General features: G+C 68.2%; 26 protein-coding genes and 1 tRNA gene. 13 read left to right on the forward strand and 14 right to left on the reverse strand.

Features of this window, described 5'->3' with window-relative positions; genetic code table 11:
• Positions 1–88: 88 nt before the first annotated feature.
• The 4 genes from rpoS to surE form a co-directional block, all read right to left on the reverse strand.
• Entirely contained in the window at positions 89–1,105 is a 1,017-nt protein-coding gene (gene rpoS / locus AC3WOE_RS07295) for an RNA polymerase sigma factor RpoS (RefSeq protein ID WP_492689376.1), read from the reverse strand.
• 47 nt (positions 1,106–1,152) lie between these two features.
• Positions 1,153–2,028: a peptidoglycan DD-metalloendopeptidase family protein gene (locus tag AC3WOE_RS07300; protein ID WP_492689377.1), complete on the reverse strand. Its 876-nt coding sequence runs from the start codon at positions 2,026–2,028 to the stop codon at positions 1,153–1,155.
• 63 nt (positions 2,029–2,091) lie between these two features.
• On the reverse strand, positions 2,092–2,910 hold the full coding sequence (locus tag AC3WOE_RS07305) for a protein-L-isoaspartate(D-aspartate) O-methyltransferase (protein WP_492689378.1): 819 nt from the start codon (positions 2,908–2,910) through the stop codon (positions 2,092–2,094).
• Positions 2,911–3,654, reverse strand: a complete 744-nt coding sequence (gene surE / locus AC3WOE_RS07310) for a 5'/3'-nucleotidase SurE (RefSeq protein ID WP_492689379.1) — start codon at positions 3,652–3,654, stop codon at positions 2,911–2,913.
• A 92-nt stretch (positions 3,655–3,746) separates the two neighbouring features.
• Here surE and AC3WOE_RS07315 point away from each other — a divergent pair, with 92 nt between their 5' ends.
• Positions 3,747–4,721, forward strand: coding sequence for an NADPH:quinone oxidoreductase family protein (locus AC3WOE_RS07315; protein ID WP_492689381.1), 975 nt, complete (start codon positions 3,747–3,749; stop codon positions 4,719–4,721).
• 97 nt (positions 4,722–4,818) lie between these two features.
• Positions 4,819–5,562, forward strand: coding sequence for a LuxR C-terminal-related transcriptional regulator (locus AC3WOE_RS07320; RefSeq protein WP_492689382.1), 744 nt, complete (start codon positions 4,819–4,821; stop codon positions 5,560–5,562).
• On the opposite strand, the gene AC3WOE_RS07325 is transcribed toward AC3WOE_RS07320, so the two are convergent.
• Together AC3WOE_RS07325 and AC3WOE_RS07330 are read right to left on the reverse strand one after the other, a co-directional pair.
• Positions 5,542–6,240, reverse strand: a complete 699-nt coding sequence (locus tag AC3WOE_RS07325) for a glutamine amidotransferase (RefSeq protein ID WP_492689383.1) — start codon at positions 6,238–6,240, stop codon at positions 5,542–5,544. The two genes, AC3WOE_RS07320 and AC3WOE_RS07325, sit on opposite strands and share 21 nt — an antisense overlap.
• A 22-nt stretch (positions 6,241–6,262) precedes the next feature.
• Positions 6,263–6,811, reverse strand: a complete 549-nt coding sequence (locus tag AC3WOE_RS07330; RefSeq protein ID WP_492689384.1) for a carboxymuconolactone decarboxylase family protein — start codon at positions 6,809–6,811, stop codon at positions 6,263–6,265.
• A gap of 100 nt (positions 6,812–6,911) precedes the next feature.
• On the opposite strand from AC3WOE_RS07330, the gene AC3WOE_RS07335 reads away from it, so the two are divergent.
• The 5 genes from AC3WOE_RS07335 to AC3WOE_RS07355 all read left to right on the forward strand — a co-directional run bounded on the left by AC3WOE_RS07335 (position 6,912) and on the right by AC3WOE_RS07355 (position 11,328).
• Positions 6,912–7,766: an AraC family transcriptional regulator gene (locus AC3WOE_RS07335; RefSeq protein WP_492689385.1), complete on the forward strand. Its 855-nt coding sequence runs from the start codon at positions 6,912–6,914 to the stop codon at positions 7,764–7,766.
• Between the two features lie 13 nt (positions 7,767–7,779).
• Positions 7,780–8,109 carry a hypothetical protein gene (locus tag AC3WOE_RS07340; RefSeq protein ID WP_492689386.1) on the forward strand — a complete coding sequence of 110 codons (330 nt, stop codon included), beginning with the start codon at positions 7,780–7,782 and terminating at the stop codon, positions 8,107–8,109.
• A gap of 75 nt (positions 8,110–8,184) precedes the next feature.
• Positions 8,185–9,558, forward strand: coding sequence for a TolC family protein (locus AC3WOE_RS07345; RefSeq protein ID WP_492689387.1), 1,374 nt, complete (start codon positions 8,185–8,187; stop codon positions 9,556–9,558).
• Between the two features lie 17 nt (positions 9,559–9,575).
• Positions 9,576–10,940, forward strand: a complete 1,365-nt coding sequence (locus AC3WOE_RS07350) for a multicopper oxidase family protein (protein ID WP_492689388.1) — start codon at positions 9,576–9,578, stop codon at positions 10,938–10,940.
• A gap of 10 nt (positions 10,941–10,950) precedes the next feature.
• Positions 10,951–11,328 carry a hypothetical protein gene (locus AC3WOE_RS07355; protein WP_492689389.1) on the forward strand — a complete coding sequence of 126 codons (378 nt, stop codon included), beginning with the start codon at positions 10,951–10,953 and terminating at the stop codon, positions 11,326–11,328.
• A gap of 43 nt (positions 11,329–11,371) precedes the next feature.
• Here AC3WOE_RS07355 and AC3WOE_RS07360 read toward each other — a convergent pair.
• The 4 genes from AC3WOE_RS07360 to AC3WOE_RS07375 all read right to left on the reverse strand — a co-directional run bounded on the left by AC3WOE_RS07360 (position 11,372) and on the right by AC3WOE_RS07375 (position 14,317).
• A tRNA-Ser gene (locus tag AC3WOE_RS07360) sits at positions 11,372–11,462 on the reverse strand.
• Between the two features lie 67 nt (positions 11,463–11,529).
• The gene (gene serS / locus AC3WOE_RS07365) at positions 11,530–12,825 is read right to left on the reverse strand and encodes a serine--tRNA ligase (RefSeq protein WP_492689390.1); all 1,296 of its coding nucleotides are present in this window, start codon (positions 12,823–12,825) and stop codon (positions 11,530–11,532) included.
• 71 nt (positions 12,826–12,896) lie between these two features.
• The gene (ispH, locus tag AC3WOE_RS07370; protein ID WP_492689391.1) at positions 12,897–13,862 is read right to left on the reverse strand and encodes a 4-hydroxy-3-methylbut-2-enyl diphosphate reductase; all 966 of its coding nucleotides are present in this window, start codon (positions 13,860–13,862) and stop codon (positions 12,897–12,899) included.
• An 11-nt stretch (positions 13,863–13,873) separates the two neighbouring features.
• Positions 13,874–14,317, reverse strand: a complete 444-nt coding sequence (locus AC3WOE_RS07375; protein WP_492689392.1) for an FKBP-type peptidyl-prolyl cis-trans isomerase — start codon at positions 14,315–14,317, stop codon at positions 13,874–13,876.
• A 40-nt stretch (positions 14,318–14,357) separates the two neighbouring features.
• Between AC3WOE_RS07375 and radC the strand changes: the two genes are divergently transcribed.
• From radC to AC3WOE_RS07390, 3 genes are all read left to right on the forward strand, one after another.
• Positions 14,358–15,032, forward strand: coding sequence for a RadC family protein (gene radC / locus AC3WOE_RS07380; RefSeq protein ID WP_492689393.1), 675 nt, complete (start codon positions 14,358–14,360; stop codon positions 15,030–15,032).
• Positions 15,029–15,673, forward strand: coding sequence for a Smr/MutS family protein (locus AC3WOE_RS07385; protein WP_492689394.1), 645 nt, complete (start codon positions 15,029–15,031; stop codon positions 15,671–15,673). Before radC ends, AC3WOE_RS07385 begins: the two co-directional genes overlap by 4 nt.
• Before the next feature lie 166 nt (positions 15,674–15,839).
• The gene (locus tag AC3WOE_RS07390) at positions 15,840–16,490 is read left to right on the forward strand and encodes a hypothetical protein (RefSeq protein ID WP_492689395.1); all 651 of its coding nucleotides are present in this window, start codon (positions 15,840–15,842) and stop codon (positions 16,488–16,490) included.
• A gap of 11 nt (positions 16,491–16,501) precedes the next feature.
• Here AC3WOE_RS07390 and AC3WOE_RS07395 read toward each other — a convergent pair whose 3' ends face one another.
• The 3 genes from AC3WOE_RS07395 to AC3WOE_RS07405 are packed head-to-tail and all read right to left on the reverse strand — an operon-like array spanning position 16,502 to position 18,433.
• Complete coding sequence (locus AC3WOE_RS07395) at positions 16,502–16,891, reverse strand: group II truncated hemoglobin (RefSeq protein ID WP_492689396.1); 390 nt, start codon at positions 16,889–16,891, stop codon at positions 16,502–16,504.
• Complete coding sequence (locus AC3WOE_RS07400) at positions 16,884–17,699, reverse strand: MinD/ParA family protein (RefSeq protein ID WP_492689397.1); 816 nt, start codon at positions 17,697–17,699, stop codon at positions 16,884–16,886. The genes AC3WOE_RS07395 and AC3WOE_RS07400 overlap by 8 nt, the downstream gene beginning before the upstream one ends.
• Positions 17,696–18,433 (reverse strand): GGDEF domain-containing protein, encoded by a 738-nt coding sequence (locus tag AC3WOE_RS07405; RefSeq protein ID WP_492689398.1) that lies wholly within the window; start codon positions 18,431–18,433, stop codon positions 17,696–17,698. Before AC3WOE_RS07405 ends, AC3WOE_RS07400 begins: the two co-directional genes overlap by 4 nt.
• Positions 18,434–18,641: 208 nt before the next feature.
• Here AC3WOE_RS07405 and AC3WOE_RS07410 point away from each other — a divergent pair, with 208 nt between their 5' ends.
• From AC3WOE_RS07410 to AC3WOE_RS07420, 3 genes are read left to right on the forward strand one after another with little or no spacing between them, the layout of a single operon-like run.
• Entirely contained in the window at positions 18,642–19,493 is an 852-nt protein-coding gene (locus tag AC3WOE_RS07410; RefSeq protein WP_492689399.1) for a CheR family methyltransferase, read from the forward strand.
• Between the two features lie 4 nt (positions 19,494–19,497).
• The gene (cheD, locus tag AC3WOE_RS07415) at positions 19,498–20,157 is read left to right on the forward strand and encodes a chemoreceptor glutamine deamidase CheD (RefSeq protein ID WP_492689400.1); all 660 of its coding nucleotides are present in this window, start codon (positions 19,498–19,500) and stop codon (positions 20,155–20,157) included.
• 11 nt (positions 20,158–20,168) lie between these two features.
• Positions 20,169–21,257, forward strand: a complete 1,089-nt coding sequence (locus AC3WOE_RS07420) for a protein-glutamate methylesterase/protein-glutamine glutaminase (protein ID WP_492689401.1) — start codon at positions 20,169–20,171, stop codon at positions 21,255–21,257.
• A gap of 6 nt (positions 21,258–21,263) precedes the next feature.
• Here the strand turns inward: AC3WOE_RS07420 and AC3WOE_RS07425 are convergent, their stop codons facing one another.
• On the reverse strand, positions 21,264–21,572 hold the full coding sequence (locus tag AC3WOE_RS07425) for a hypothetical protein (protein WP_492689402.1): 309 nt from the start codon (positions 21,570–21,572) through the stop codon (positions 21,264–21,266).
• Positions 21,573–21,658 lie beyond the last annotated feature (86 nt).

Genomic DNA, 21,658 nt, shown 5'->3' on the forward strand with positions numbered 1-21,658 from the left:
TGCGGCTCGATGCCGCAAGCATCGCCGTCCCCTCGGGGGACCGACCAGGCTTGCCGGCGTTCAGCCGGAGCAAGGCTGGGCGAGGGGCTCAGAAGATCGAGTCCCGGTCCACGCCGTGGCGCATCATGTTGCGCTTCAACTTGGCCAGCGCCTCGATCTGGATCTGGCGGATGCGCTCGCGTGTCAGCTTCAGGCGGATGGCCAGCACGTCCAGGGTCTCGGGCTCGCGGTCCGACAGGCCGTAACGGCCCGACAGCACCTCGCGCTCGCGGTCGTTCAGGCTGGCAAGGCCGTGCTGCAGCAGTTCCTCGACCTCGTGCGACAGGCGCAGGCCCATGGGGTCGATGGCCTGCTCGTCGGCGACCAGATCGAGCATGGACTCGCCGCCCTCGCCGTTGCGATCCACCGGCGAATCCAGCGAACTCGGCAGCTCGGCATAGGCCAGCAGCTCGGCCACCTCGTCGACCGGACGACCCAGCGCCTGGGCGACATCCTCGGCGCGCACACGCCCTTCGGCGCCTTGCGCGCTCTGCAGCGCCTCCAGCGCGCGGCGGGCCTTCAGCACCTGGTTGAGCTCGCGCACGATGTGCACCGGCAGCCGCACCAGGCGGGCCTGGTGCATCAGCGCCCGCTCGATGCTCTGGCGAATCCACCAGCTCGAATAGGTCGAGAACCGGAAACCTCGCTCGGGCTCGAACTTGCTGATGGCATGCATCAGGCCGAGGTTGCCCTCTTCGATGAGATCGCTCATCGGCAGGCCGCGGCCGAGATAGTTCTTGGCGATGCTGACGACCAGGCGCAGGTTGTGCTCGATCATGGCCTGGCGCGCACCGAAATCACCCGCGCGCGCGGCCTGTGCCGTGTCGAATTCCTGTTGCGGCGTCAACAGCGGCGTGCGCCGGATGTCGCGCAGATAAGCCTGCAGCGCATTGCCCAGTTCGACATCGTCGTTGCTGCTGCGCAGCACCTGGGCATCGTCTTCGCCGGCTTCGGCAGCAGGCTCGGTATCGCCGCCACTGCCGTTGCCATTCAGGGCCGACAGCATCACGCCAGGCTCGCTGCCATGGCTGCCGTGACCGTTGAGTTTGGGCGCATCACGTTTCATGGCGTGGTCACTGGCGTGATGCGTGAGGGTTCGCTGGGGCGGCTTTCTCAGCGCGCCGGCAACAGCTTGGCAGGATCGACGGGCTTGCCGAGCTTGCGCACTTCGAAGTGCAACTTGACGCTGTCGCTCTCGGTGGAACCCATCTCGGCAATCCTCTGACCTTTGCGTACGACTTGGTCCTGCTCGACCAGCATGGCCCGGTTGTGGGCATACGCCGTCAGGTAGGTGTTGTTGTGCTTGATGATGACCAAGTTGCCGTAGCCGCGCAAGCCCGAACCAGCGTAAACAACGCGACCATCGGCGACGGCGAACACGGGATCGCCCGGCTTGCCCGCAAAGTCCAGGCCCTTGTTGCTTTGCTCGTTGAAACCGGCGCTGATCGGCTGGACGACGGGCCAGCCCCAGGCCATGCTGTCGTCCTCAGACGCAGCCGCCGTGGGCGCGCTGGTGGTTGCCGGCGCCGAAGCCGCGCTGGCAGCAGCCGCAGGCGGCTTCGCGTCCAGTGGACGGGTCTCGGCCTTGGCCGTGTTGACTATGGGCTTGGCCGTCACCGCGCTGGGGTCGACGCCCGGCGGCACGACGCGCAGCACCTGGCCGACCTCGATGCGGTTGGGGTTCTCGAGGTTGTTCCACTTCGCGACATCCCGCCAGCTCTGGCCGTTGTCCAGCGCGATGCGGATCAGCGCATCGCCGGGCTTGACGGTGTAGTAGCCCGGTTTGCCGGCGTTCTCGGCGCCAGGCAGCGGCGGCTTGGCGTCGGGCGCGGAGGCCGCTGATGCCGCGGGCGCGGGCACCGCTGCCGCCGTCGCGGGCTGCGGGTTGCGGTCCTCGACCGGCGCGGGGTGACGCGGCGTGACGCCGCAGGCGCTCAGCAGCAGCGAGGTGGCGATGGCAGTGAATAAAAGGCGCAGGCTTGAAGGCATCGTGGGGTTAACGCACGTTGGGAGGCCGACCTGATTGTGTGGCGCGGTGCGCCGACGGCCCCGTCAGAGGACGCCGGATTTTAGGGGGACGAAGAGCACGGCCTCATGTTCGCTGCGCGCCCAGCGGCTGAGACCGGCTTCGACGACATGATCCAGCACCACCAGCACCTGGCCGCGGCCGCTGGCCGCCGTCGGTGCGATGAGGCGTCCGCCGGGGGCCAGTTGCTCGGTCCAGGCGGCCGGAATGTCCTCGCCGCCCGCCGCCGCGATGATGCAATCGAAGGGGCCGTTGGCCGCATGGCCCAGGCGACCGTCGCCCCAGATGAGGCGCAATGTCGAATGAGGGCGCGGCAGGCCGACGCGCTGCAGATTGAGCTTGGCCTTGTCATGCAGGCCCTGCACGCGCTCGATGGACGTGACGTGGCGCGCCAGCATGGCGATGACGGCAGCCTGGTAGCCGCAACCGGTGCCGATCTCCAGCACGCGGCCCAGCGATCCACGCTGGCGCGTGCCGACGCCGGCCATCAGCAGACCCAGCATGTGGGCTACGACCGAGGGCTTGGAGATGGTCTGGCCATGGCCGATGGGCAGGGCCGTGTCCTCGTAGGCCTGCGCCGCCAGCGCGCTGTCCACGAACTCATGGCGCGGCACCGAAGCCATGGCCGCCAGCACATGCTCGTCGAACTTTCCTTCGGCGCGCAGCCGGTCGACCATGCGCTGGCGCACAGCACCGCTGTCCAGGCCCGTGCCGCTGGGGCGAGCCAGCCGGGCCGCGTCGCGCGTGGCCTGGTGCAGATGGCGCTGCGGCATCAGCAGCTCGCGCTGCGGCGCCGCGGCCGACTTCAGGCTGGCGGGAAAGCGCTTGGGCGTGGACGTGGCCATTCAGAGACCGAGGCGCTGGCCCCAGGCACCGAGAGAGGCATGCTCGGTCAGGTCGACCTGCAGCGGCGTGATGGAGACCTGGCCGTTGGCGGTGGCGTGGAAGTCCGTGCCTTCGCCGGCGTCGCGGGCGTCGCCCGCCGGGCCGATCCAGTAGATGGTCTCGCCGCGCGGATTGATCTGCTCGATGATGGCCTCGGCGGAGTGGCGACGACCCAGGCGCGTGATCTTGCGCGGCAGCTTGTCGGCATCGGCCCGGTTGGGGATGTTGACGTTGAGCAGAAAGCCCTGGCCCAGGCCGCCGGCAATCACCTGCTCGACGACGCTGCGCGCCGTGCGGGCCGCGGCCTCCAGCTCGCCCCAGCCCTTCTCGGCCTGCGAGAAGGCGATGGACGGGATGCCGAAGAGATAGCCCTCGGTGGCAGCGGCGACGGTGCCGGAATACAGGGTGTCGTCGCCCATGTTGGCGCCGTTGTTGATGCCCGAGAGCACCAGGTCGGGCTTGTAGCCCAGCAGTCCGCTCAGTGCGAGGTGGACACCATCCGAAGGCGTGCCGCTGACATAGCGGAAACCGTTGGCGGCGCGGTAGACATTCAGCGGGCGGTTCAGCGTCAGCGAGTTGGAGGTGCCGCTGGCGTTCTGCTCGGGAGCGATGACGTCGATCTCGCCCAGGCCTTCACAGGCCTTGACCAGGGCCGCCAGGCCCGGCGCGAGGTAGCCGTCGTCGTTGGAAATCAGGATTCGCATGGGACGCAATTGTAGGGAGGACGTCACCTGCGAGACCGGGTGTAACCACCTTGATTCCTATCATGGCCGTTTCCCGAAATCTGGAGACAACGATGAAGGCATGGCTGTGCGAGAACCCGGTGGGCGTCGAGGCGCTGCAATGGCGCGAACTGCCCGCCCCCGCCCTGGCCGCCGGCCAGCTGCGCGTGGAGATCAAGGCCGCCAGCCTGAACTTTCCTGACCTGCTCATCGTGCAGAACAAATACCAGATGAAGCCCCCCCTGCCCTTCGTGCCGGGCACGGAGTTCTCGGGCGTGGTCACCGAGGTGGGCGACGGCGTGAAGGGCTTCAAGGTCGGACAACGTGTCGCGGCTTTTGGCGGCCTGGGTGGCTTCGCGACCGAGGTCTGCATCCCAGCCATGCTGGCCATGCCCCTGCCCGACGGTTTCAGTTTCGAGGACGCCGCGGCCTTCATCTGCACCTATGCCACCAGCCACCACGCGCTGATGGACCGCGCCGCGCTGAAGGCAGGCGAGACCGTGCTGGTGCTGGGCGCGGCCGGCGGCGTCGGCACGGCGGCCATCCAGATCGCCAAGGCTGCGGGCGCGCGCGTCATCGCCGCTGCCGGCAGCGACGCCAAATGCGAGGCCTGCAAGGCCCTGGGCGCCGATGCGGCCATCAACTACGCGACGCAGAACCTGCGCGACGAGCTGAAGGCCCTGACCGAGGGCAAGGGCCCCGACGTCATCTACGACCCGGTCGGCGGGGACTTGTCCGAAGCTGCTTTCCGCTCCATCGCCTGGCGCGGCCGCTATCTGGTCATCGGCTTCGCCCAGGGCCAGATCCCAGCCCTGCCGCTGAATCTGGCCCTGCTCAAGGGTGCATCGCTGGTGGGCGTGTTCTGGGGCGAATTCGCCAAGCGCGAGCCCGGCAACAACGCCCGCATGCTGGGCGAACTGGCCGCCTGGTACGCCGCCGGCAAGATCAAGCCGGTGCTGGACCGCGTGCTGCCCATGGAGGAATTGCCCACCGCCTTCGCCCGCATGGCGGCCCGCGAAGTGGTGGGCAAGTTAGTTCTTACCAATTGATGAACCCTGAAACGGGGGCTTGGTACAGGCCGGCAGGTCCGGGTTTTCATGGGTCTGTGCGCTACATTCCTGTCGGTCGAATCGACAGCAGTTGCCCATGACCGTCAAAGTTCTCATCATCGAAGACAACCCCGTCGCCCGCAGCTTTCTGTGCCGCGTGGTGCGAGAGAGCTTCAGCGACGCCATGGAGATCACCGAGGTCGGCGATCTGGAGAACGCGCGCCGCCAGGTGGCCAAGCTGTCCGGAAGCAATGGCGAGGTCGGCTTCAAGCTCATCCTGGTCGACCTGGAACTGCCGGACGGCAACGGCATGGAGTTCCTGACCGAGCTGACCGGCTCGACCGCCATCAAGATCGTCACGACGCTGTACTCCGATGACGACCACCTCTTCCCCGCCCTGCAATGCGGCGCCGACGGCTATCTGCTGAAGGAAGACCGCTTCGAGGTGCTGGTGGAAGAACTGCAGCGCATCGTGCGCGGCCAGCCCCCGCTGTCGCCGGCCATCGCGCGCCGCCTGCTGTCCCACTTCCGCCCGTCGCAAAGCGACAGCGGCACCATGCCGCTGAACTCGGGCTTCGGCGCCCTGTCGACCTCGCACGCGCCCTTCGCCAACAGCCGCGGCGTGGCCCTGGACCCGCCGCCCGAGTGGGAGCGCCTGACGCCGCGCGAGAGCGAAGTGCTGACCTATCTGAGCAAGGGCTTCACGATCAAGGAGATCGCGAACCTGATGGGCATCAAGTGGTTCACCGTCAACGACCACATCAAGTCAATCTACAAGAAGCTCAATGTGTCCAGCCGCGCCGAAGCGGCCGTGCTGGCCTCAAAGCAGGGTCTGGTCTAACCAGCGCTGCATCAGCCGCCCGAGGGCGGCTTTCAAGCCTTCCGCTTCGCTCGCCATGGCAGCGCGCAGCTCGCTTGGCGCGATGCCGGCGTGTTCCAGCTCGTCGATATGGCCGATCAGCCATTGCTCGAAGCGGGCCGGATCGACTTCCGGGTGGAACTGCAGGCCCAGGGCCTTGGCATGAGGCGCGAAGGCCTGGTGCGGACAGAGGGCCGTGGCGGCCAGCGGGGCCATGCCGACCGGCAACTCGAACTGATCGCCGTGCCAGTGAAGCACGGGCTGGCTGCCCAGCTCCGCCAAGGCCGTGCCCTGCCCCGCCGCCGTCAGCGTCAGCGGCGAGAAGCCGATCTCCTTGACGCCCATGGGCTTGACCCGGGCGCCGAGCGCCCGCGCCATCAGCTGGGAGCCCAGGCAGATGCCGAGCAGCGGCCGCTGCGAGTCCAGGCGCTGACGGATCAACGCGACCTCGTCGATCAGCCAGGGAAAGCGCTCCTCGTCCTCGACGCTGATCGGCCCGCCGAGCACGACGAGCAGATCGACGGCGTCGAGGTCGACGACCGCGAAGTCGTCGACACCGGCCTCGTGATAGCGGACCTCGAAGCCGCGCATCACCAGCAGCGGCTCGATGAGGCCGAGGTCTTCGAAGGCGAGATGACGCAGAGCGAGAGCGGTCTTCATGGGCGCCATCATCGCCTCCCGATCAGGCCGCTGCGCGCAGCTTCACGCCGGGGAAATCCACCGGCACGGCGAAGGCGACGTTCACATAGTTGGTGAACAGGTTGAGCGCCACATGGGCCAGGATCTCGACGATCTGGCCATCGCCAAAGCCGGCGGCGCGCAGAGCTGCGACATCGGCATCGCCGACCTGGCCGCGCTGCTCGACCAGCTTCAGCGCGAAGCGCAGGGCCGCGGCCGTCGCCGGGTCGGCGGCTTCGCCGGCCTGGGCGGCGCTCATCTCGGCTGGCGTGGCGCCGGCCTTGCGGCCCAGGGCCGTGTGCGCGGCCAGGCAGTACTCGCAGCCATTGCGGTCGGCCACGGCGACGGCGATCTGCTCGCCCAGCTTGGCCGGGACGGCGCCGCCACCCAGGGCACCGAAGAAGGCCCACATGGCGTTCAGCGCGGCCGGCGAATTGGCGACGGCGCGGAACATGTTCGGCGTGGCACCAAAGGCGCCGTGGACGGCATCCAGGGTCGCGCGGCTGGCGGCAGGGGTGTCGGTGGCGGAGACGAGGGGGACTCGGGCGTTCATGGAATACACCTTTCGGTTGCAGTGGAGGAAGGCCTCCACTGTCGCGGTCAACGCGGGTCGATAGGTATCATTCAATCCATCAAATCAACCCAATCGTCCCGTGAACCCAACCCCACCACTGGATAGACTGAGCCCGCTGTTCGAGCGCTTTCGCGTGCGTGCCAGCCTCTTCCATGCCGGGCCGCTGTGTGGCGTGACCCATTTCGACGCCCAGCCCAGCCGCGGCTTTCTGCATGTGATGCGCAACGGCGAGATGGAGGTGCGGCATGCCGGCGCGACCGGCCTGGTCGAGCGCCTGTGGGTGCGCGAGCCCAGCCTGGTCTTCTACCCGCGGCCACTGGCGCACGATTTCCACAACGCGCCGACCGAGGGCTCGGACTTCGTCTGCGCGACGCTGGATTTCGAGGCCGGTCATCCCCTCGTGCAGGCCCTGCCGCCGCTGGTCGTGCTGCCGCTGGAGCAGGTGGAGGGCATTGCCGCCACGCTGGGCCTGCTGTTCGGCGAGGCCGAGCGGGTGCGCTGCGGCCAGCGCCTGCTGGCGGACCGGCTCTTCGAGGTGCTGCTGCTGCAACTGCTGCGCTGGATGCTGGACCAGCAGGACGCCGCCCTCCCACTGGGCCTGATGCGCGGCCTGGCCGACCCGCGCCTGGCCCGCGCGCTGACGGCCCTGCATGCCCGCCCGGGCGAGGCCTGGAGCCTGGCCGGCATGGCAGAGGAGGCCGGCATGTCGCGCAGCCGCTTTGCCGAGGCCTTCCGCGACGCCCTGGGCCGGACGCCGGCCGACTACCTGGCCGACTGGCGCCTGGCCATTGCCCGCGCCGAGCTGCGCGCCGGCAAGCCCTTGAAGACCCTGGCCGCGGCACTCGGCTACGCCAACGCCTCGGCGCTGAGCCGGCTGTTCGCCCAGCGGCATGACGGTTTGTCCCCGCGCAGTTGGCGCCAGCAGCACGGGTAGTACAGTGCCGGCCATGCATCGCCTCGTCCTCTGCCTGCTGCTTGTGCTGCTGCCGCTGCGCAGCCTGCTGGCGGCTGGACAGCTGGGCTGCGAGCCGATGCCGCAGCCCGCACAAGAGCAGCATGCCGGCCATGAGCACCACGCCCAGCACGGCGGCGATGTCCACGATCACGCGGCCAAGCCTTGCAAGCTCTGCGCGCCCTGCTGCCTGACCGCGGCGCCGCCACCGGTGCTGGCACTCGATGCAGCCGTGCCTGCGCCCGCCACGCGCGTGGCCGATGCGCCGGCTGAAGCCTGGGCCGGCATCGTGCCGCCCCTGCCCGACCCGCCTCCCAGGGCCTAGCCTCTCCTTGTCGCTGTTCCCGCCGCCATGCCGCGCGGCGGGTGTTTTCTTCCTGCACCGCCCGAGAGGCCTTGCATGCCCATCCTGATTTCAGCCCGCGTTTGCGGGCTCACCCTGCTGGCGGCCGCGCTTGTGGGCTGCGCCAGCACGCCGCCCGACGCCGTCGCGCCCGTCGCGCCCGTCGCGCAGCTGAGCCGGCAGCCGCTTTCCACCACCCAGCCCTCGGCCGAGGACATCGCCGCCCGCCTGCGCGAGCCGCTGACGACCGATGCCGCCGTGCAGCTGGCTCTTCAGAACAACCGCGCGCTGCAGGCCCGGCTTGCACGCCTGGGTGTCACCGCCGCCGAAGTGGCCGAGGCCGGCCGCCTGCCCAACCCGGGCTTTCGCTTCAGCCGCCTGACGCGCGGCAGCGAGGTCGAGCTGGAGCGCGGCTGGCATGTCGACCTCGCCCGGCTGCTGACCCTGCCCCTGGTGCGCAGCGCCGAGCAGCGCCGCCTGCAGGCCGAGCAGGCCCAGGCCGCCGCCGACGTGCTGGCCCTGGCCGCGGACACCCGCCGCGCCTGGGTGCGCGCCGTCGCCGCCGACGAGGCTCTGGCCTATCGCCGCCAGGTGCTGGAAGCCGCCGAGGCTGGCGCCGAACTGGCCAAGCGCATGCAGGCCGTCGGCAACTTCAACGCCCTGGCTCGCGCCCGCGAGCAGGGCTTCGAGGCCGAGGCGCGGCTGGCCCTCGCGCGCGCGCAGGCGCAACGTCTGGCGGCACGCGAACGCCTTGTGCGTCTGCTCAGCCTGGAGAACGGCAGCGCGCTGCGCCTGCCCGAGCATCTGCCCGAGCTGCCGGCCACCCCGCGTGAAGTGGGCGATGTCGAGACCCAGGCCCTGAACCAGCGCCTGGACGTGCAGGCTGCGCGCCTGGCCCTGGAGCAGTCTGCGCGTCAGCTCGACCTCGCCCGTACGACACGCTGGGTCTCCATGATGGAGCTGGGCACGGTGCGCAACAGCTCCAACGAACAGCCCACACAGCGCGGCTGGGAGGTGGCGCTGGAGCTGCCGCTGTTCGGCTCCGGACAGCAAACCAGGGCCGAAGCTCTGGCTCGCGAAGCCGCGCATGTCGCGGCCGACACGGCCATCCAGGCCCGCTCCGAGGCCCGCGAAGCCTATGGCCTCTACCGAAGCGCCTTCGACATGGCGCGCCAGCATCGCGACGAGCTGCTGCCCCTCGCAAAGCGCGTCTCGAGCGAACAGCTGCTGCGCTACAACGCCATGCTGATCGGCGTCTTCGAGCTGCTCGCCGATGCACGCGACCAGGTCTCCACCGTCGCGGCCGGACAGGAGGCACTGCGCGACTTCTGGATCGCCCAGGCCGACCTCGACCAGGCCCTCGTCGGTCGCGTCACACCCGCGTTGCCGCAGGCCGCCAACGCGCCCGCCGCCACGGCGGCTGCCCACTGAATCCCGAGGACCGATCCATGCTCAATCGACGCTCCCTCCTCGCCGGCACTTCGCTGGCCGCGGTGTCCACCGTGGCTCTCGCGGCCCTGCCCGAGCCCGTCATCCAGACCTCGCCCGACACCCAGGCGCCCCTCGTGCCGCCCACTGGCCGGCCCTACAACCCCGTCGTCACGCTGAACGGCTGGACGGCGCCCTGGCGCATGAATGCCGGCGTCAAGGAGTTCCACCTCGTCGCCGAACCCGTCGTGCGTGAGATGGCGCCGGGCTTTACCGCGCGGCTGTGGGGCTACAACGGCCAGAGTCCTGGCCCGACCATCGAGGTCGTCGAGGGCGATCGCGTGCGCATCTACGTGACCAACCGCCTGCCCGAAGCCACCAGCATGCACTGGCACGGCCAGCGCCTGCCCAACGGCATGGACGGCGTGAGCGGCCTGACCCAGCCGGCGATTCCGCCGGGCAAGACCTGGGTCTATGAGTTCGTCGCCCGCCGCCCCGGCACCTTCATGTACCACCCGCATGCCGACGAGATGGTGCAGATGGCGATGGGCATGATGGGTCTGTGGATCACGCACCCGAAGGCCAAACACCCGCACATCGACGAGGTCGACCGCGACTACGCCTTCCTGCTGAACGCCTACGACATCGAGCCCGGCAGCGCGACACCCAAGGTCATGACCATGCTGGACTTCAACCTGTGGAGCTGGAACAGCCGCATCTTCCCGGGCATCGCGCCGCTGGTGGCGCGCCAGGGCGACCGGGTGCGCATCCGCGTCGGCAACCTGACGATGACCAACCACCCCATGCACATCCACGGCCATGAGTTCACGGTCACCGGCACCGATGGCGGCCCGGTGCCGCGCACGGCGCGCTGGCCCGAGGTGACGACCGACGTCGCCGTGGGCCAGATGCGCCAGCTCGAGTTCGTCGCCGACGAGGAAGGCGACTGGGCCTTCCACTGCCACAAGGCCCATCACACGATGAATGCCATGGGCCACAACGTGCCGACCATGCTGGGCGTGGATGCCAGCGACCTGGAGGACAAGATCCGCAAGCTGGTGCCCGGCTATATGGCCATGGGCCACAGCGGCATGCACGAGATGACGGAGATGAGCATGCCCGGGCCGGAAAACACCGCGCCCATGATGGCGGGCGAAGGTCCCTTCGGCGCCATCGCCATGGGCGGCATGTTCAGCACGCTCAAGGTCAGGCGCGGGCTCAAGCGCGGGGACTACGGCGATCCGGGCTGGTTCCAGCATCCGGCGGGCACGCTGGCTCGCGAGGTCGGCGATGCGCCGCCCGCACCGGTGGCGCCGGGTGCCGCACCGCCAGCGGCCAATGTCGAAGTGCAAGTCCGCAAGCCGCAGGGTCATCACGGACACTGAAGGGAACACCATGAAGATGACGCTGATCACCCTGCTTGCCGCCACCGCCGGCTCCGCCATGGCCGCGCCTCAAATGGTGGACATCGCCTGGTCGCCCGAGGGCGGTTTCGCGCACACGGCGACGCTGGCGCCCAAGGAGCTCCTCGAGGTTTGCGGCAAGCTGCCTCGCGGCAGTCGCGTGCAATGGTCCTTCGAGGCCAAGACGCCCCTGCACTTCAACATTCATGTCCACCAGGGCAAGAACGTCGTCTACCCGGCACGGCTGGAGCAGGCCGAACGGGCCCAGGGCCTGCAGGCCTTCGACGCCGAGCCGGCGCATTGCTGGATGTGGACGAACAAGAACGCGCAAGCCGTGACGGTCGGCGTTCAACTCCAGCAGCAGCGCTGAGCGCCCAAAGAAAAAGCCCACCGGGTGGCCGGTGGGCTTGTCTTGGCGGAGAGGGTGGGATTCGAACCCACGGTACGGGGATACCGTACGCCTGATTTCGAGTCAGGTACATTCGACCACTCTGCCACCTCTCCTGATTCGGTGCCGCATGTGGAGCGAAGCCTTGCATTATATGCAGGTTTTTCGCTCCCACTGCAGAAATCAGCCGCGCAGGACTTCCACTCCGCCCATGTAGGAGCGCAGCGCCTCCGGCACGGTGATGCTGCCGTCGGCGTTCTGGCAGTTCTCAAGGACGGCCACGAGAGTGCGTCCCACCGCCAGGCCCGAGCCGTTCAGCGTGTGCACCAGCTCGTTCTTGCCCTGGGCGTTCTTGAAGCGCGCCTGCATGCGGCGGGCCTGGAAGGCGCCCATGTTCGAGCAGGAGCTGATCTCGCGATAGGTGTTCTGCGCCGGCAGCCAGACCTCGAGGTCATAGGTCTTCACGGCACCGAAGCCCATGTCGCCGCTGCACAGCAGCATGGTGCGGTACGGCAGGTTCAGCTTCTGCAGGATGGCTTCGGCGTGGCCGGTCATCTCTTCGAGTGCGGCCATGCTGTTCTCGGGCTGCTCGACGCGCACCATCTCGACCTTGTCGAACTGGTGCTGGCGGATCATGCCGCGCGTGTCGCGGCCGGCCGAGCCGGCCTCCGAGCGGAAGCAGGGGCTGTGGGCCGTGAGCTTGACGGGCAGGTCCTCGGCCTTGAGCACGCTGTCGCGCACGGTGTTGGTCAGCGAGATTTCCGAGGTCGAGATCAGGTATTGCTCGGCCTGCTCGTCGTCACCGCCGCGCAGCACCCAAAACATGTCTTCCTTGAACTTGGGCAGCTGGCCCGTGCCCTCGAGGATCTCGCGGTTGACGATGTAGGGCGTGTAGCACTCGGTATAGCCATGCTCGGTCGTCTGCACGTCGAGCATGAACTGGGCGAGGGCGCGGTGCAGGCGGGCGACGGGACCGCGCAGGAAGCTGAAGCGCGAGCCCGACAGCTTGGCGCCGGTCTCGAAGTCCAGGCCCAGCGGGGCGCCGAGGTCGACATGGTCCTTGACCTCGAAGTCGAAGGACTTCGGCGTGCCCCAACGGCGCACTTCGACGTTGCCCGTCTCGTCGGCGCCGGTCGGCACGGCGGCGTCGGGCAGGTTGGGCACGCTCATCAGCATGTGGTTGAGCTCGACCTGGATGGCTTCCAGGCGCTCGCCGCCGGCCTTGAGTTCATCGGCGATGCCGCCCACTTCGGCCATCAGGGCCGAGGCGTCTTCGCCCTTGCCCTTGGCCATGCCGATCTGCTTGGACAGCGCATTGCGGCGGGCCTGCAGTTCCTCGGTGCGGGTCTGCACGCCCTTGCGCTCGGCCTCGAAGGCCTTGAAGCGATCGATGTCGAGGAAGGGCTGGGGGTTCTTGCGTGCGTTCAGGCGCTCGATGACGGTGTCGAGCTCCTTGCGCAGTTGGGTGATGTCGAGCATGGGTGTCCTTCAATATTCGAATGCGAAAGCGGCGCCGATGTCAGGCGCCGCCGGAGTGCGATGCGCCGTCTTCAAGATCGTGAGGAACTCACCTCGGCCATGGACTTGTCGCCCAGGCCCATGGGCAGCGGGAAGCGCACGTGCTCCTCGACGCCCGGCAAGCTGCGCACCGTCGTCGCACCGAATTCGCGCAGGCGGTCGATGACGGCCTGCACCAGCACGTCGGGCGCCGAGGCACCCGCCGTCAGGCCCACGCGCGGGCGGCCTTCCAGCCATTCGGGTTGGAGGTCCTCGGCAGCGTCGACCATATAGCCCGGCGTGCCGAGGCGCTCGGCCAGCTCACGCAGACGGTTGCTGTTGGAGCTGGTGGGGCTGCCGACGACGATGACGACGTCGACCTGGGGCGCCATCACCTTGACGGCGTCCTGGCGGTTTTGCGTCGCGTAGCAGATGTCCTGCTGCTTGGGCTCGCGCACCTGCGGGAAGACGCGCTTCACTTCGGCCAGGATGTCGGCGGCGTCGTCCACGCTCAGCGTCGTCTGCGTGACGACGGCCAGCTTGGCGCCGTCCTTGACCTGCACCTGGGCCACGTCCTCGACGTCTTCCACCAGGAAAATGCCCTCGGACAGTTGGCCCATGGTGCCTTCGACCTCGGGGTGGCCCTTGTGGCCGATCATGATGAACTCATAGCCCTCGCGGTGCAGCTTGGCCACCTCGACGTGGACCTTGGTCACCAGCGGGCAGGTCGCATCGAAGACCTGGAAGCCGCGCGCCTGGGCCTCGCGGCGCACTTCCTGGCTGACGCCGTGAGCGCTGAACACCAGGGTGGCGCCGGCCGGCACCTCGGCCAGGTCCTCGATGAAGATGGCGCCCCGCGACTTCAAGTCGTTGACGACATAGGTGTTGTGGACGATCTCGTGGCGCACATAGATGGGGGCGCCGAACTTGACGAGGGCACGCTCGACGATCTCGATGGCGCGGTCCACGCCGGCACAGAAGCCGCGCGGCTCAGCCAGCAGCACTTCCTGGGGTTGCACTTTCGCCTCCATCACAGCACCCCGATCACCTGCACCTCGAAGCTGACCGGCTGGCCCGCGAGAGGGTGGTTGAAGTCGAACAGCAGGGCCTCATCGCCCAGCTCGCGCACCACGCCGGCATAGCCGCCCTGCCCGTCCGGGCCCGGGAACTGCACGACGTCGCCAACGTTGTAGACCTCGTCGGGATCACCCAGCTGGCGCAGCAACGTGAGCTTCACGCGCTGCAGCAGTTCGGGGTTGCGGTCACCGAAGGCCTCGCCGGGCGCCAGCTCGAAGCGCTCGTGGGCGCCCTCGGGCAGGCCGATGAGGCGCGCCTCGATGGCGGGCGACAGCTGGCCCAGCCCCAAGGACAGGGTGGCGGGCTTGTCGTCAAAGGTGTTGACGATGTCGGCGCCGTCCGGGCCCGAGAGCCGGTAATGCAGGGTCAGAAAGGACCCGGCCTGGATGGGGTTCATGCGAGGGAGAGAAACGCTTGGCTAGACTGGGCGCGATTTTATGTCGTTGACCCATCTGCCCCCGGACGCCCGCCCGCGCGAGAAGCTGCTTGCCCGCGGCCCGCAGGCGCTGGCGGACGCCGAACTGCTGGCCCTGCTGCTGCGCACCGGCCTCAAAGGCATGCCGGTGCTGCAGTTGGCCCAGAGCCTGCTGGACCGGTTTGGCGGCTGGGCGGGGCTGCTGGCAGCCAGCGTGCAGGACCTCGGCAAGGTCAAGGGCCTGGGCCCGGCCAAGCGCGCCGAGATCGCCGCCGTGCTGGAGATCGCGCGCCGCTCGCTGAACCAGCAACTGGCCGAAAAGCCGGCCATGAGCGATGTCGAGACGGTGAAAACCTATCTGCGCCTGCACCTGGGCGGCCTGGGCCACGAGGTGTTTGCCGTCCTCTTTCTGGACGCCCAGCTGCGCCTGATCGCGATGGAGACGCTGTTCCAGGGCTCGTTGACCTCCACGACCGTGCACCCGCGCGAGGTCGTCAAGCGCGCCCTGGCCCTGGGCGCCGGGTCGGCCATCCTGGCGCACAACCACCCCAGCGGCGTCGCCGAACCCTCGCGCTCCGACGAATTGCTGACGAAGCAGCTCAGCCAGGCCCTGGCCCTGGTGGACGTGCGCGTCGTCGACCATTTCGTCGTTGGCGCCGGCGAGGTCGTGTCCTTTGCCGAACGAGGCCTGCTGTGACGAAAACGGTGCGCAGCCTGGCCGACCTGAAGCCGCTGGCCCGGGAGATGGCGGCGGCACGACTGGCGGCCGAAATCGAGCGCGAGCGCGTCGCGGCGGCCGTGCGGCTGGCCGAGCAGGAAAGACGCGTCTTCGAATTGACCGTCGGCCCCGTGACGCCGCTGCGCAGCAACGGCCGCTTTGTCCATGCCCTCGAGCAACCTGCTCCCGAGCCGCGCCAGCGCGAGGCCGACGAACGCGCCGTGCTGCTGCAGGCCCTGTCGGACGAGATCGACGTCGACACCCTGCTGGACACCGACGAGACGCTGAGCTTTCGCCGCGAAGGCATCAGCCTGGAAGTGGTGCGCAAGCTGCGCCGCGGCCATTGGGCCCTGCAGGCCCAGCTCGACCTGCACGGCCTGCGCCGCGACGCGGCCCGGGAGGCGCTGGGCCTCTTCGTCCATGACAGCGCCCGGCGCGGCCTGCGCTGCGTGCGCGTCGTGCACGGCAAGGGCCACGGCTCGCCGGGCCGCGAGCCGGTGCTCAAGGGCCGGGTGCGGCGCTGGCTGGTGCAGAAGAACGAAGTGCTGGCCTTCGTGCAGGCGCGCGCCAGCGACGGTGGTGCCGGCGCTCTCATCGTGCTGCTCAGCGGAACGGCCTGACGCATGGCTGACGCGTGAATAACACCGGCCTGCCGCGTCGCGCGGCCGACACGAGGCTGACGGGTAGTGCAGGCGCCATTGACCAGCGCGGTTAGCCCGGAGTAGTCTGGGCTCAAGCCGCCATCAGCGCGACATCCGGTTTCCCAGCCCAACGAGGAGAGAGCCCATGTCCCTTGTCTTTTCTTCTGATCGTGCGCCCCAGCCCAAGAGCTATGTCGGCATCGGTCTGGTCGTCGCCATCCACGTCGCGGCAATCTCTGCCCTGAGTTTGGGGCTGGTGAAGACACCGCCCAAGCCGCCGGAAGCCACCACGTTCAAGCCGCTGCCGCCCGACATCGTTCGCGAGCCGCCGCCACCGCCCGTCGTGCGCGCCAAGGAGCCGACGATGCATGATCCTCAGGTGCCCTTGGTGCAGCCGCCGATCATCGACATCACGCCCCCTCAGGACCCGCCTACCGGCGGCATCACGACGCTGCGCGGCGATCCCGTTCCCACCACGCCCGGTCCGACCACGCCCACCGTCGCTCCGCCGCAGCCAACCGTCAACAGGACGCAGGTGCAGTTGCCTGGCGCCGTCTGTTCCGTGATGCCTAGGCCCGACGTCCCGACCGTCAACTGGGCCGGCGAAGCCGTGCTGCAGGTGATTGCCACGGTGCGCGGCGGCCGCGTGGTCGGCAGCGATTTCCGCGTGGCGCAGGGGGCGCTGGACAGCAAGACCAAGCGCTCACTGCAGCGCTCGGTGGAATCCGCCCTCGCCGGCTACCAGTGCCAGGGCGACGCGACCTTCCAGCAGGAATTCGCGTTCCGCATCGACTGAGGGCCGCCGCCCTAGACGTTGCGCATCCAGTCGGCCGTTCCCGCAAAGGATTCGGCCAGCCGGGCCTGCAGGGCCGGGTCGACCCCGGTTTCCTGCATGGCCTGGCCCATGCAGGCCAGCCACTCGTCGCGTTCGGCGATGCCGATGCGAAAAGGCAGGTGACGCGCCCTCAGGCGCGGATGGCCGAAGCGGCTGATGTAGTGGTCGGGACCACCCAGCCAGCCGCACAAAAACCAGAACAGCTTGTCGCGCGCCGACTCCAGCGTGTCGCCATGCGCCGCGCGCAACCGCGCATAGGCCGGCTCCAGGTCCATCAGGTCGTAGAAGCGGTCGACGAGTTCGCGCACGCGCGCTTCGCCGCCAGCCCACTCGAAAGCGGTCGCGGGTGTCGGATCAGCCAAGAAGTTTGGAGGCGAGGGCCTTGATGGCCTGGGCCGCGTCGCAGCCCGGGTAATGTTCGAGCATCAGCTGACGCTTCAGCACGGCTTGGCGCACGGCCTGGTCGGCCTTGACCTCGCCGTAGAGCTCCAGGCGGAAGTTTTGGCCCGGCGTCGGGCCGACGAAGCGCTGCAGCACCTGCTGCAGCTGGCTACAGATCAGCTTGCCCTCACCGACGCGGTTGGCCTGGTTGACGAGCAGGCCCACCTGGCGGCGCTCCTGCTGCGTGGCCAGCACCTTGATGGTGGCGTAGGCATCGGTCAGCGAAGTCGGCTCGGGCGTGGCGACGACGAGGACGTCGGTGGCCAGCGAGATCGCGAACAGCACGACGTCGGAAATGCCGGCGCCGGTGTCCAGCAGCACCCAGTCGAAGCGCGGCTTGACGAGGTCGATGATGTGCAGCAGCTTGTCGCGCACCTCGGGCGTCAGCCGCGAATACTCGACCATGCCCGAACCGGCCAGCAGCACGGAAAAGCCACCGGGCGCGGGCAGGATGGCCTGCTCCAGCGTGGCCTTCTCGGTGAAGACGTCGTGCAGGGTCAGCTTGGGGTGCAGGTTCAGCACCACGTCGAGGTTGGCGAGGCCGAGGTCGGCGTCCAGCACCAGCACCTTCTGGCCACGCGCGGCCAGGGCCGCGGCGAGGTTGGCGGTGACGAAGGTCTTGCCGACGCCGCCCTTGCCGCTGGTGACGGCGAGGGTGCGGGCACCGCCGCTGCGCGCGGGACGCTGCGGCGGTGGGGTTGGAGCAGCAGGATCGGTAGTCGTGCTCATGGCGTGTCCTGTTGCGTTTCGAGATTCAGGGAGGCGAACAACATGCCCTTTTCTTCGGCGCTGACCAGGGAATCGATCTGGGGTTCTAGGCAGGCGCGGTTGCGGCCTTCGGCCTTGGCGCGGTAGAGCTGGCGGTCGGCCCGCTCCGTCCACAGCAGCGGCGACGAACGCACCCATTGCGGCGCGAAGGCACCACCGAGGCTGACGGAGACGCTGAGCATCTGACCGGGGCCGACTTCGATGGCGAGTTCGGACACCCGCTCACGCACGCGCTCGGCGACGGCCAGGCCGACGTGCGAGGCGCAGTTGGGCAGGATGATGGCGAACTCCTCGCCACCCACGCGGGCGACGAGGTCCATGGGCCTGACGGTCTGCTCGACGGCTCGCGCGACGGCACGGATGACCTGGTCGCCGGCGCCATGGCCATGGGTGTCGTTGACGGCCTTGAAGTGGTCGATGTCCAGCATCAGCAAGAGGGCGGCCTCGCCGGAGCGGGCCACGCGGTCGACTTCACGCGCCAGGGCCATCTCGAAGCTGCGGCGGTTGACCAGTCCGGTCAGCGCGTCCTTGCTGGAGAGGTCGCACAACGCGTCCAGCACCGCCTGCAGCCAGGCAGCACTCATCGGTGCCTCGTCCGGAAGCAACGCGCCGGCCTGCTGCAGCAATTGCAGGGCCTGGTCCAGAACGAGCGCTTGGGCATCGATCAGGTGGTTGGCGGGCAGGCGTTGTTCCAAAGGGTAAGGCTGATTGAGCGGATGACCGGATTGTGGTTTCGGGGCAGTCTAGCAGCGGCCTCCCTGTGTCCAGGTCGTGAAACAGGCACGTTCCTGCGGCCTGTTTGCACTATGCTGGGTCGCACCCGGACCGTAAAAACGGCCTGCGGTGCAGAATCGGCGCGCCACGCCAGAACTGCTGCGAGCACCAACAAATCTGATTTTCGACATGCCCGCACCCGACCTCGCCACCGGCAACGACGCACTGGATCACGAGTTCACCTTCAGCAAGGCCGACTTCGATCGTGTTCGGGAACTGATCTACAAGCATGCCGGCATCAGCCTGCACGACGGCAAGCATGCGATGGTCTACAGCCGACTCTCGCGCCGCCTGCGCGAGACCGGGCACAAGAGTTTCGCCAGCTATCTGCAGTGGCTGGAAGCGTCCACGGGCCCTTCCGGTGCCGCCGAGTGGCAGGAGTTCGTCAACTGCCTGACGACCAACCTGACCTCCTTCTTCCGCGAGGACCATCATTTCCACGCGCTGAAGGACGACCTCAAGCCCTATGCCGGCAAGCCCGTGCGCATCTGGTGCTGCGCCGCTTCCACCGGCGAGGAGCCCTATTCCATCCTGATGACCTGCAGCGAAGCCCTGGGCCCCGGCGCCGCGGTGCAGCTCGTCTCCAGCGACATCGACACCCATGTGCTGGCCACGGCCAAGCGCGGCGTCTACAACGCCGATGCGCGCGGCCTGGACGCGACCCGGCTGAAGAACTTCTTCATGCGCGGCACCGGCGCCAATTCCGGAAAGATCCGCGTCAAGCCCGAGCTGCAGCGCTGGGTGGAGTTCCGCACGCTGAACCTGATGGATGCGCAGTGGCAGCTCGGCGACCCCTTCCACATGGTGTTCTGCCGCAACGTCATGATCTATTTCGATGCGCCGACGCAGCGCAAGGTGCTGGAGCGCATCCATCGCGTCATGCGTCCCGGCGGCCTGCTCTTCGTCGGCCACTCCGAGAACTTCACCGAATCGCGCGACCTGTTCAAGCTGCGCGGCAAGACGATTTACGAACGGGTCTGAGCCAATGAGTACGCCTCTCGCCACTGCATCGACGCTCGGCAACCCAGCCGCGCTGGCCAAGGTCAACCACCTCAAGGGCCAGCCACGCAAGCAGGGCGAGGCCTCCTTCTTCTTCTACGACGCCCATTTCAAGAACGCCGCCGTCAAGATCCTGCCGGGCGAGTACTTCGTCGACCAGGAAGACCTGCTCGTCATGACGACGCTGGGCTCCTGCATCGCCGCTTGCCTGTGGGACCGCGTCGCCAAGGTCGGCGGCATGAACCACTTCATGCTGCCCGAGGGCAATGGCGACTCCGGCCGCTATGGTTCCTATGCGATGGAACTGCTGATCAACGAGATGATGAAGCGCGGTGCCAGCAAGGCCCGCATGGAAGCCAAGATCTTCGGCGGCGGCGCCGTCATCTCGGGTATGAACTCGCTGAACGTCGGCGAGCGCAATACCAACTTCGTCATCGACTTCCTGAAGCTGGAACGCATTCCCATCGTGTCCAAGGACGTGATGGACGTGTACCCACGCAAGGTCTGCTTCCTGCCGGCCAGCGGCAAGGCCATGGTCAAGCGCCTGGCGCCGACCAATACCGACGCACTGGTCCAGCAGGACAAGGCAGCGATTCAAAAGGTGCAGCCGGTCGCCAGCAGCGGCGGCTCCATCGATCTGTTCTGAGGAGGCCAACGATGGCCAAGACCAAGGTCGTGGTGGTGGACGATTCGGCGCTGGTGCGTTCCATCCTGACCGAGATCATCAATCGCCAGTCCGACATGGAATGCATTGGCGCGGCCGCCGACCCGCTGGTGGCGCGCGAGATGATCCGCAACCTCAATCCCGACGTCATCACGCTGGACGTCGAGATGCCGCGCATGGACGGGCTGGACTTCTTGTCGCGCCTGATGCGGCTGCGCCCCATGCCCGTCGTGATGGTGTCCACGCTGACCGAGCGCGGCGCCGAGGTCACGCTGAAGGCGCTGGAACTGGGCGCCATCGACTTCGTCGCCAAGCCCAAGATCGGCGTGGCCGACGGCATCCGCCAGCTGGCCCAGGACATCACCGACAAGATCCGCATCGCCTCCAAGGCCCATATCCGCCGCGCGCCGCCGCCGGCCGCGCCGGGCACCGCCGCGCCTGCGCCGGTCAAGGCCGTCACCATGGCCAGCCTCGGCAAGGCCTCGACCGAGAAGATCATCTTCATCGGCGCGTCCACGGGCGGCACCGAGGCCACCAAGGACGTGCTGATCAACCTGCCCGCCGACAGCCCGGCCGTCGTCATCACCCAGCACATGCCGCCCGGCTTCACCAAGAGCTATGCGGCGCGTCTGGACGGCCTGTGCAAGATCCGCGTCAAGGAAGCGCAGGACGGCGAGCGCATCCTGCCCGGTCACGGCTATATCGCGCCGGGCGGCATGCATCTGAGCGTGGAGCGCAGCGGCGCCAACTACATCGCCCGCGTGCAGGACGGCGAGCCCATCAACCGGCACAAGCCGTCGGTGGAAGCCCTCTTCCTGTCGGCCGCCAAAGTGGTGGGCCCGAACGCCATCGGCATCATGTTGACCGGCATGGGCGCCGACGGCGCCAAGGCCATGAAGGTCATGAAGGACGCCGGCGCCTACAACTACTGCCAGGACGAAGCCAGTTGCGTCGTCTTCGGCATGCCGCGCGAGGCCATCGCGGCCGGCGCGGCGGACGAGGTGCTGCCGCTGAACCAGATTGCGGCCAAGGTGCTGGAGCGGCTGCGCGCCACCTCGGGCATCTCGCTCAACCGCGTCTGAACTGGCTCAGCGCTTCGAGGCGCTGGCCGATGCCTCGGCCTTGGCCAGCAGCACCGGGCGCTGACGCGCAACGACCACCGGCTCGTTCGGGAACACCGGCTTGAAGCCGTCCAGCGATTTCGGGCTGACCGGCACCCAGGCCGTGCGCACCGGCGGCGCGGCCTTGCCGACCACGACGACACGGTCCGTCTTGTCGGCGGCAGCTTCCTTCAGTTCGGCATTCGAGTCCGTGAAGGCACCGGCGCGCGTCGTCGCGAGGACGAAAACGGCGGCGAACGAGGCAAAGGCAATCCAGCGGGGCAGAAGGGTGTTCATGGCGGCTCCTTGATGTGCTGGTTATGCTATTCATCCAGAACGACACCGAGAAGCGCTTATTTCTGCACTGATTGGTTTGATTGGCT

The sequence above is a fragment of the Roseateles sp. FW305-36 genome (assembly GCF_058787015.1).

Coding starts and splice junctions, on each gene's coding strand:
- rpoS (WP_492689376.1), bottom strand. CDS start 1,105: ATGAAACGTGATGCGCCCAAACTCAACGGTCACGGCAGCCATGGCAGC.
- AC3WOE_RS07300 (WP_492689377.1), bottom strand. CDS start 2,028: ATGCCTTCAAGCCTGCGCCTTTTATTCACTGCCATCGCCACCTCGCTG.
- AC3WOE_RS07305 (WP_492689378.1), bottom strand. CDS start 2,910: ATGGCCACGTCCACGCCCAAGCGCTTTCCCGCCAGCCTGAAGTCGGCC.
- surE (WP_492689379.1), bottom strand. CDS start 3,654: ATGCGAATCCTGATTTCCAACGACGACGGCTACCTCGCGCCGGGCCTG.
- AC3WOE_RS07315 (WP_492689381.1), top strand. CDS start 3,747: ATGAAGGCATGGCTGTGCGAGAACCCGGTGGGCGTCGAGGCGCTGCAA.
- AC3WOE_RS07320 (WP_492689382.1), top strand. CDS start 4,819: ATGACCGTCAAAGTTCTCATCATCGAAGACAACCCCGTCGCCCGCAGC.
- AC3WOE_RS07325 (WP_492689383.1), bottom strand. CDS start 6,240: ATGAAGACCGCTCTCGCTCTGCGTCATCTCGCCTTCGAAGACCTCGGC.
- AC3WOE_RS07330 (WP_492689384.1), bottom strand. CDS start 6,811: ATGAACGCCCGAGTCCCCCTCGTCTCCGCCACCGACACCCCTGCCGCC.
- AC3WOE_RS07340 (WP_492689386.1), top strand. CDS start 7,780: ATGCATCGCCTCGTCCTCTGCCTGCTGCTTGTGCTGCTGCCGCTGCGC.
- AC3WOE_RS07345 (WP_492689387.1), top strand. CDS start 8,185: ATGCCCATCCTGATTTCAGCCCGCGTTTGCGGGCTCACCCTGCTGGCG.
- AC3WOE_RS07350 (WP_492689388.1), top strand. CDS start 9,576: ATGCTCAATCGACGCTCCCTCCTCGCCGGCACTTCGCTGGCCGCGGTG.
- AC3WOE_RS07355 (WP_492689389.1), top strand. CDS start 10,951: ATGAAGATGACGCTGATCACCCTGCTTGCCGCCACCGCCGGCTCCGCC.
- serS (WP_492689390.1), bottom strand. CDS start 12,825: ATGCTCGACATCACCCAACTGCGCAAGGAGCTCGACACCGTCATCGAG.
- AC3WOE_RS07375 (WP_492689392.1), bottom strand. CDS start 14,317: ATGAACCCCATCCAGGCCGGGTCCTTTCTGACCCTGCATTACCGGCTC.
- radC (WP_492689393.1), top strand. CDS start 14,358: ATGTCGTTGACCCATCTGCCCCCGGACGCCCGCCCGCGCGAGAAGCTG.
- AC3WOE_RS07390 (WP_492689395.1), top strand. CDS start 15,840: ATGTCCCTTGTCTTTTCTTCTGATCGTGCGCCCCAGCCCAAGAGCTAT.
- AC3WOE_RS07400 (WP_492689397.1), bottom strand. CDS start 17,699: ATGAGCACGACTACCGATCCTGCTGCTCCAACCCCACCGCCGCAGCGT.
- AC3WOE_RS07410 (WP_492689399.1), top strand. CDS start 18,642: ATGCCCGCACCCGACCTCGCCACCGGCAACGACGCACTGGATCACGAG.
- cheD (WP_492689400.1), top strand. CDS start 19,498: ATGAGTACGCCTCTCGCCACTGCATCGACGCTCGGCAACCCAGCCGCG.
- AC3WOE_RS07420 (WP_492689401.1), top strand. CDS start 20,169: ATGGCCAAGACCAAGGTCGTGGTGGTGGACGATTCGGCGCTGGTGCGT.
- AC3WOE_RS07425 (WP_492689402.1), bottom strand. CDS start 21,572: ATGAACACCCTTCTGCCCCGCTGGATTGCCTTTGCCTCGTTCGCCGCC.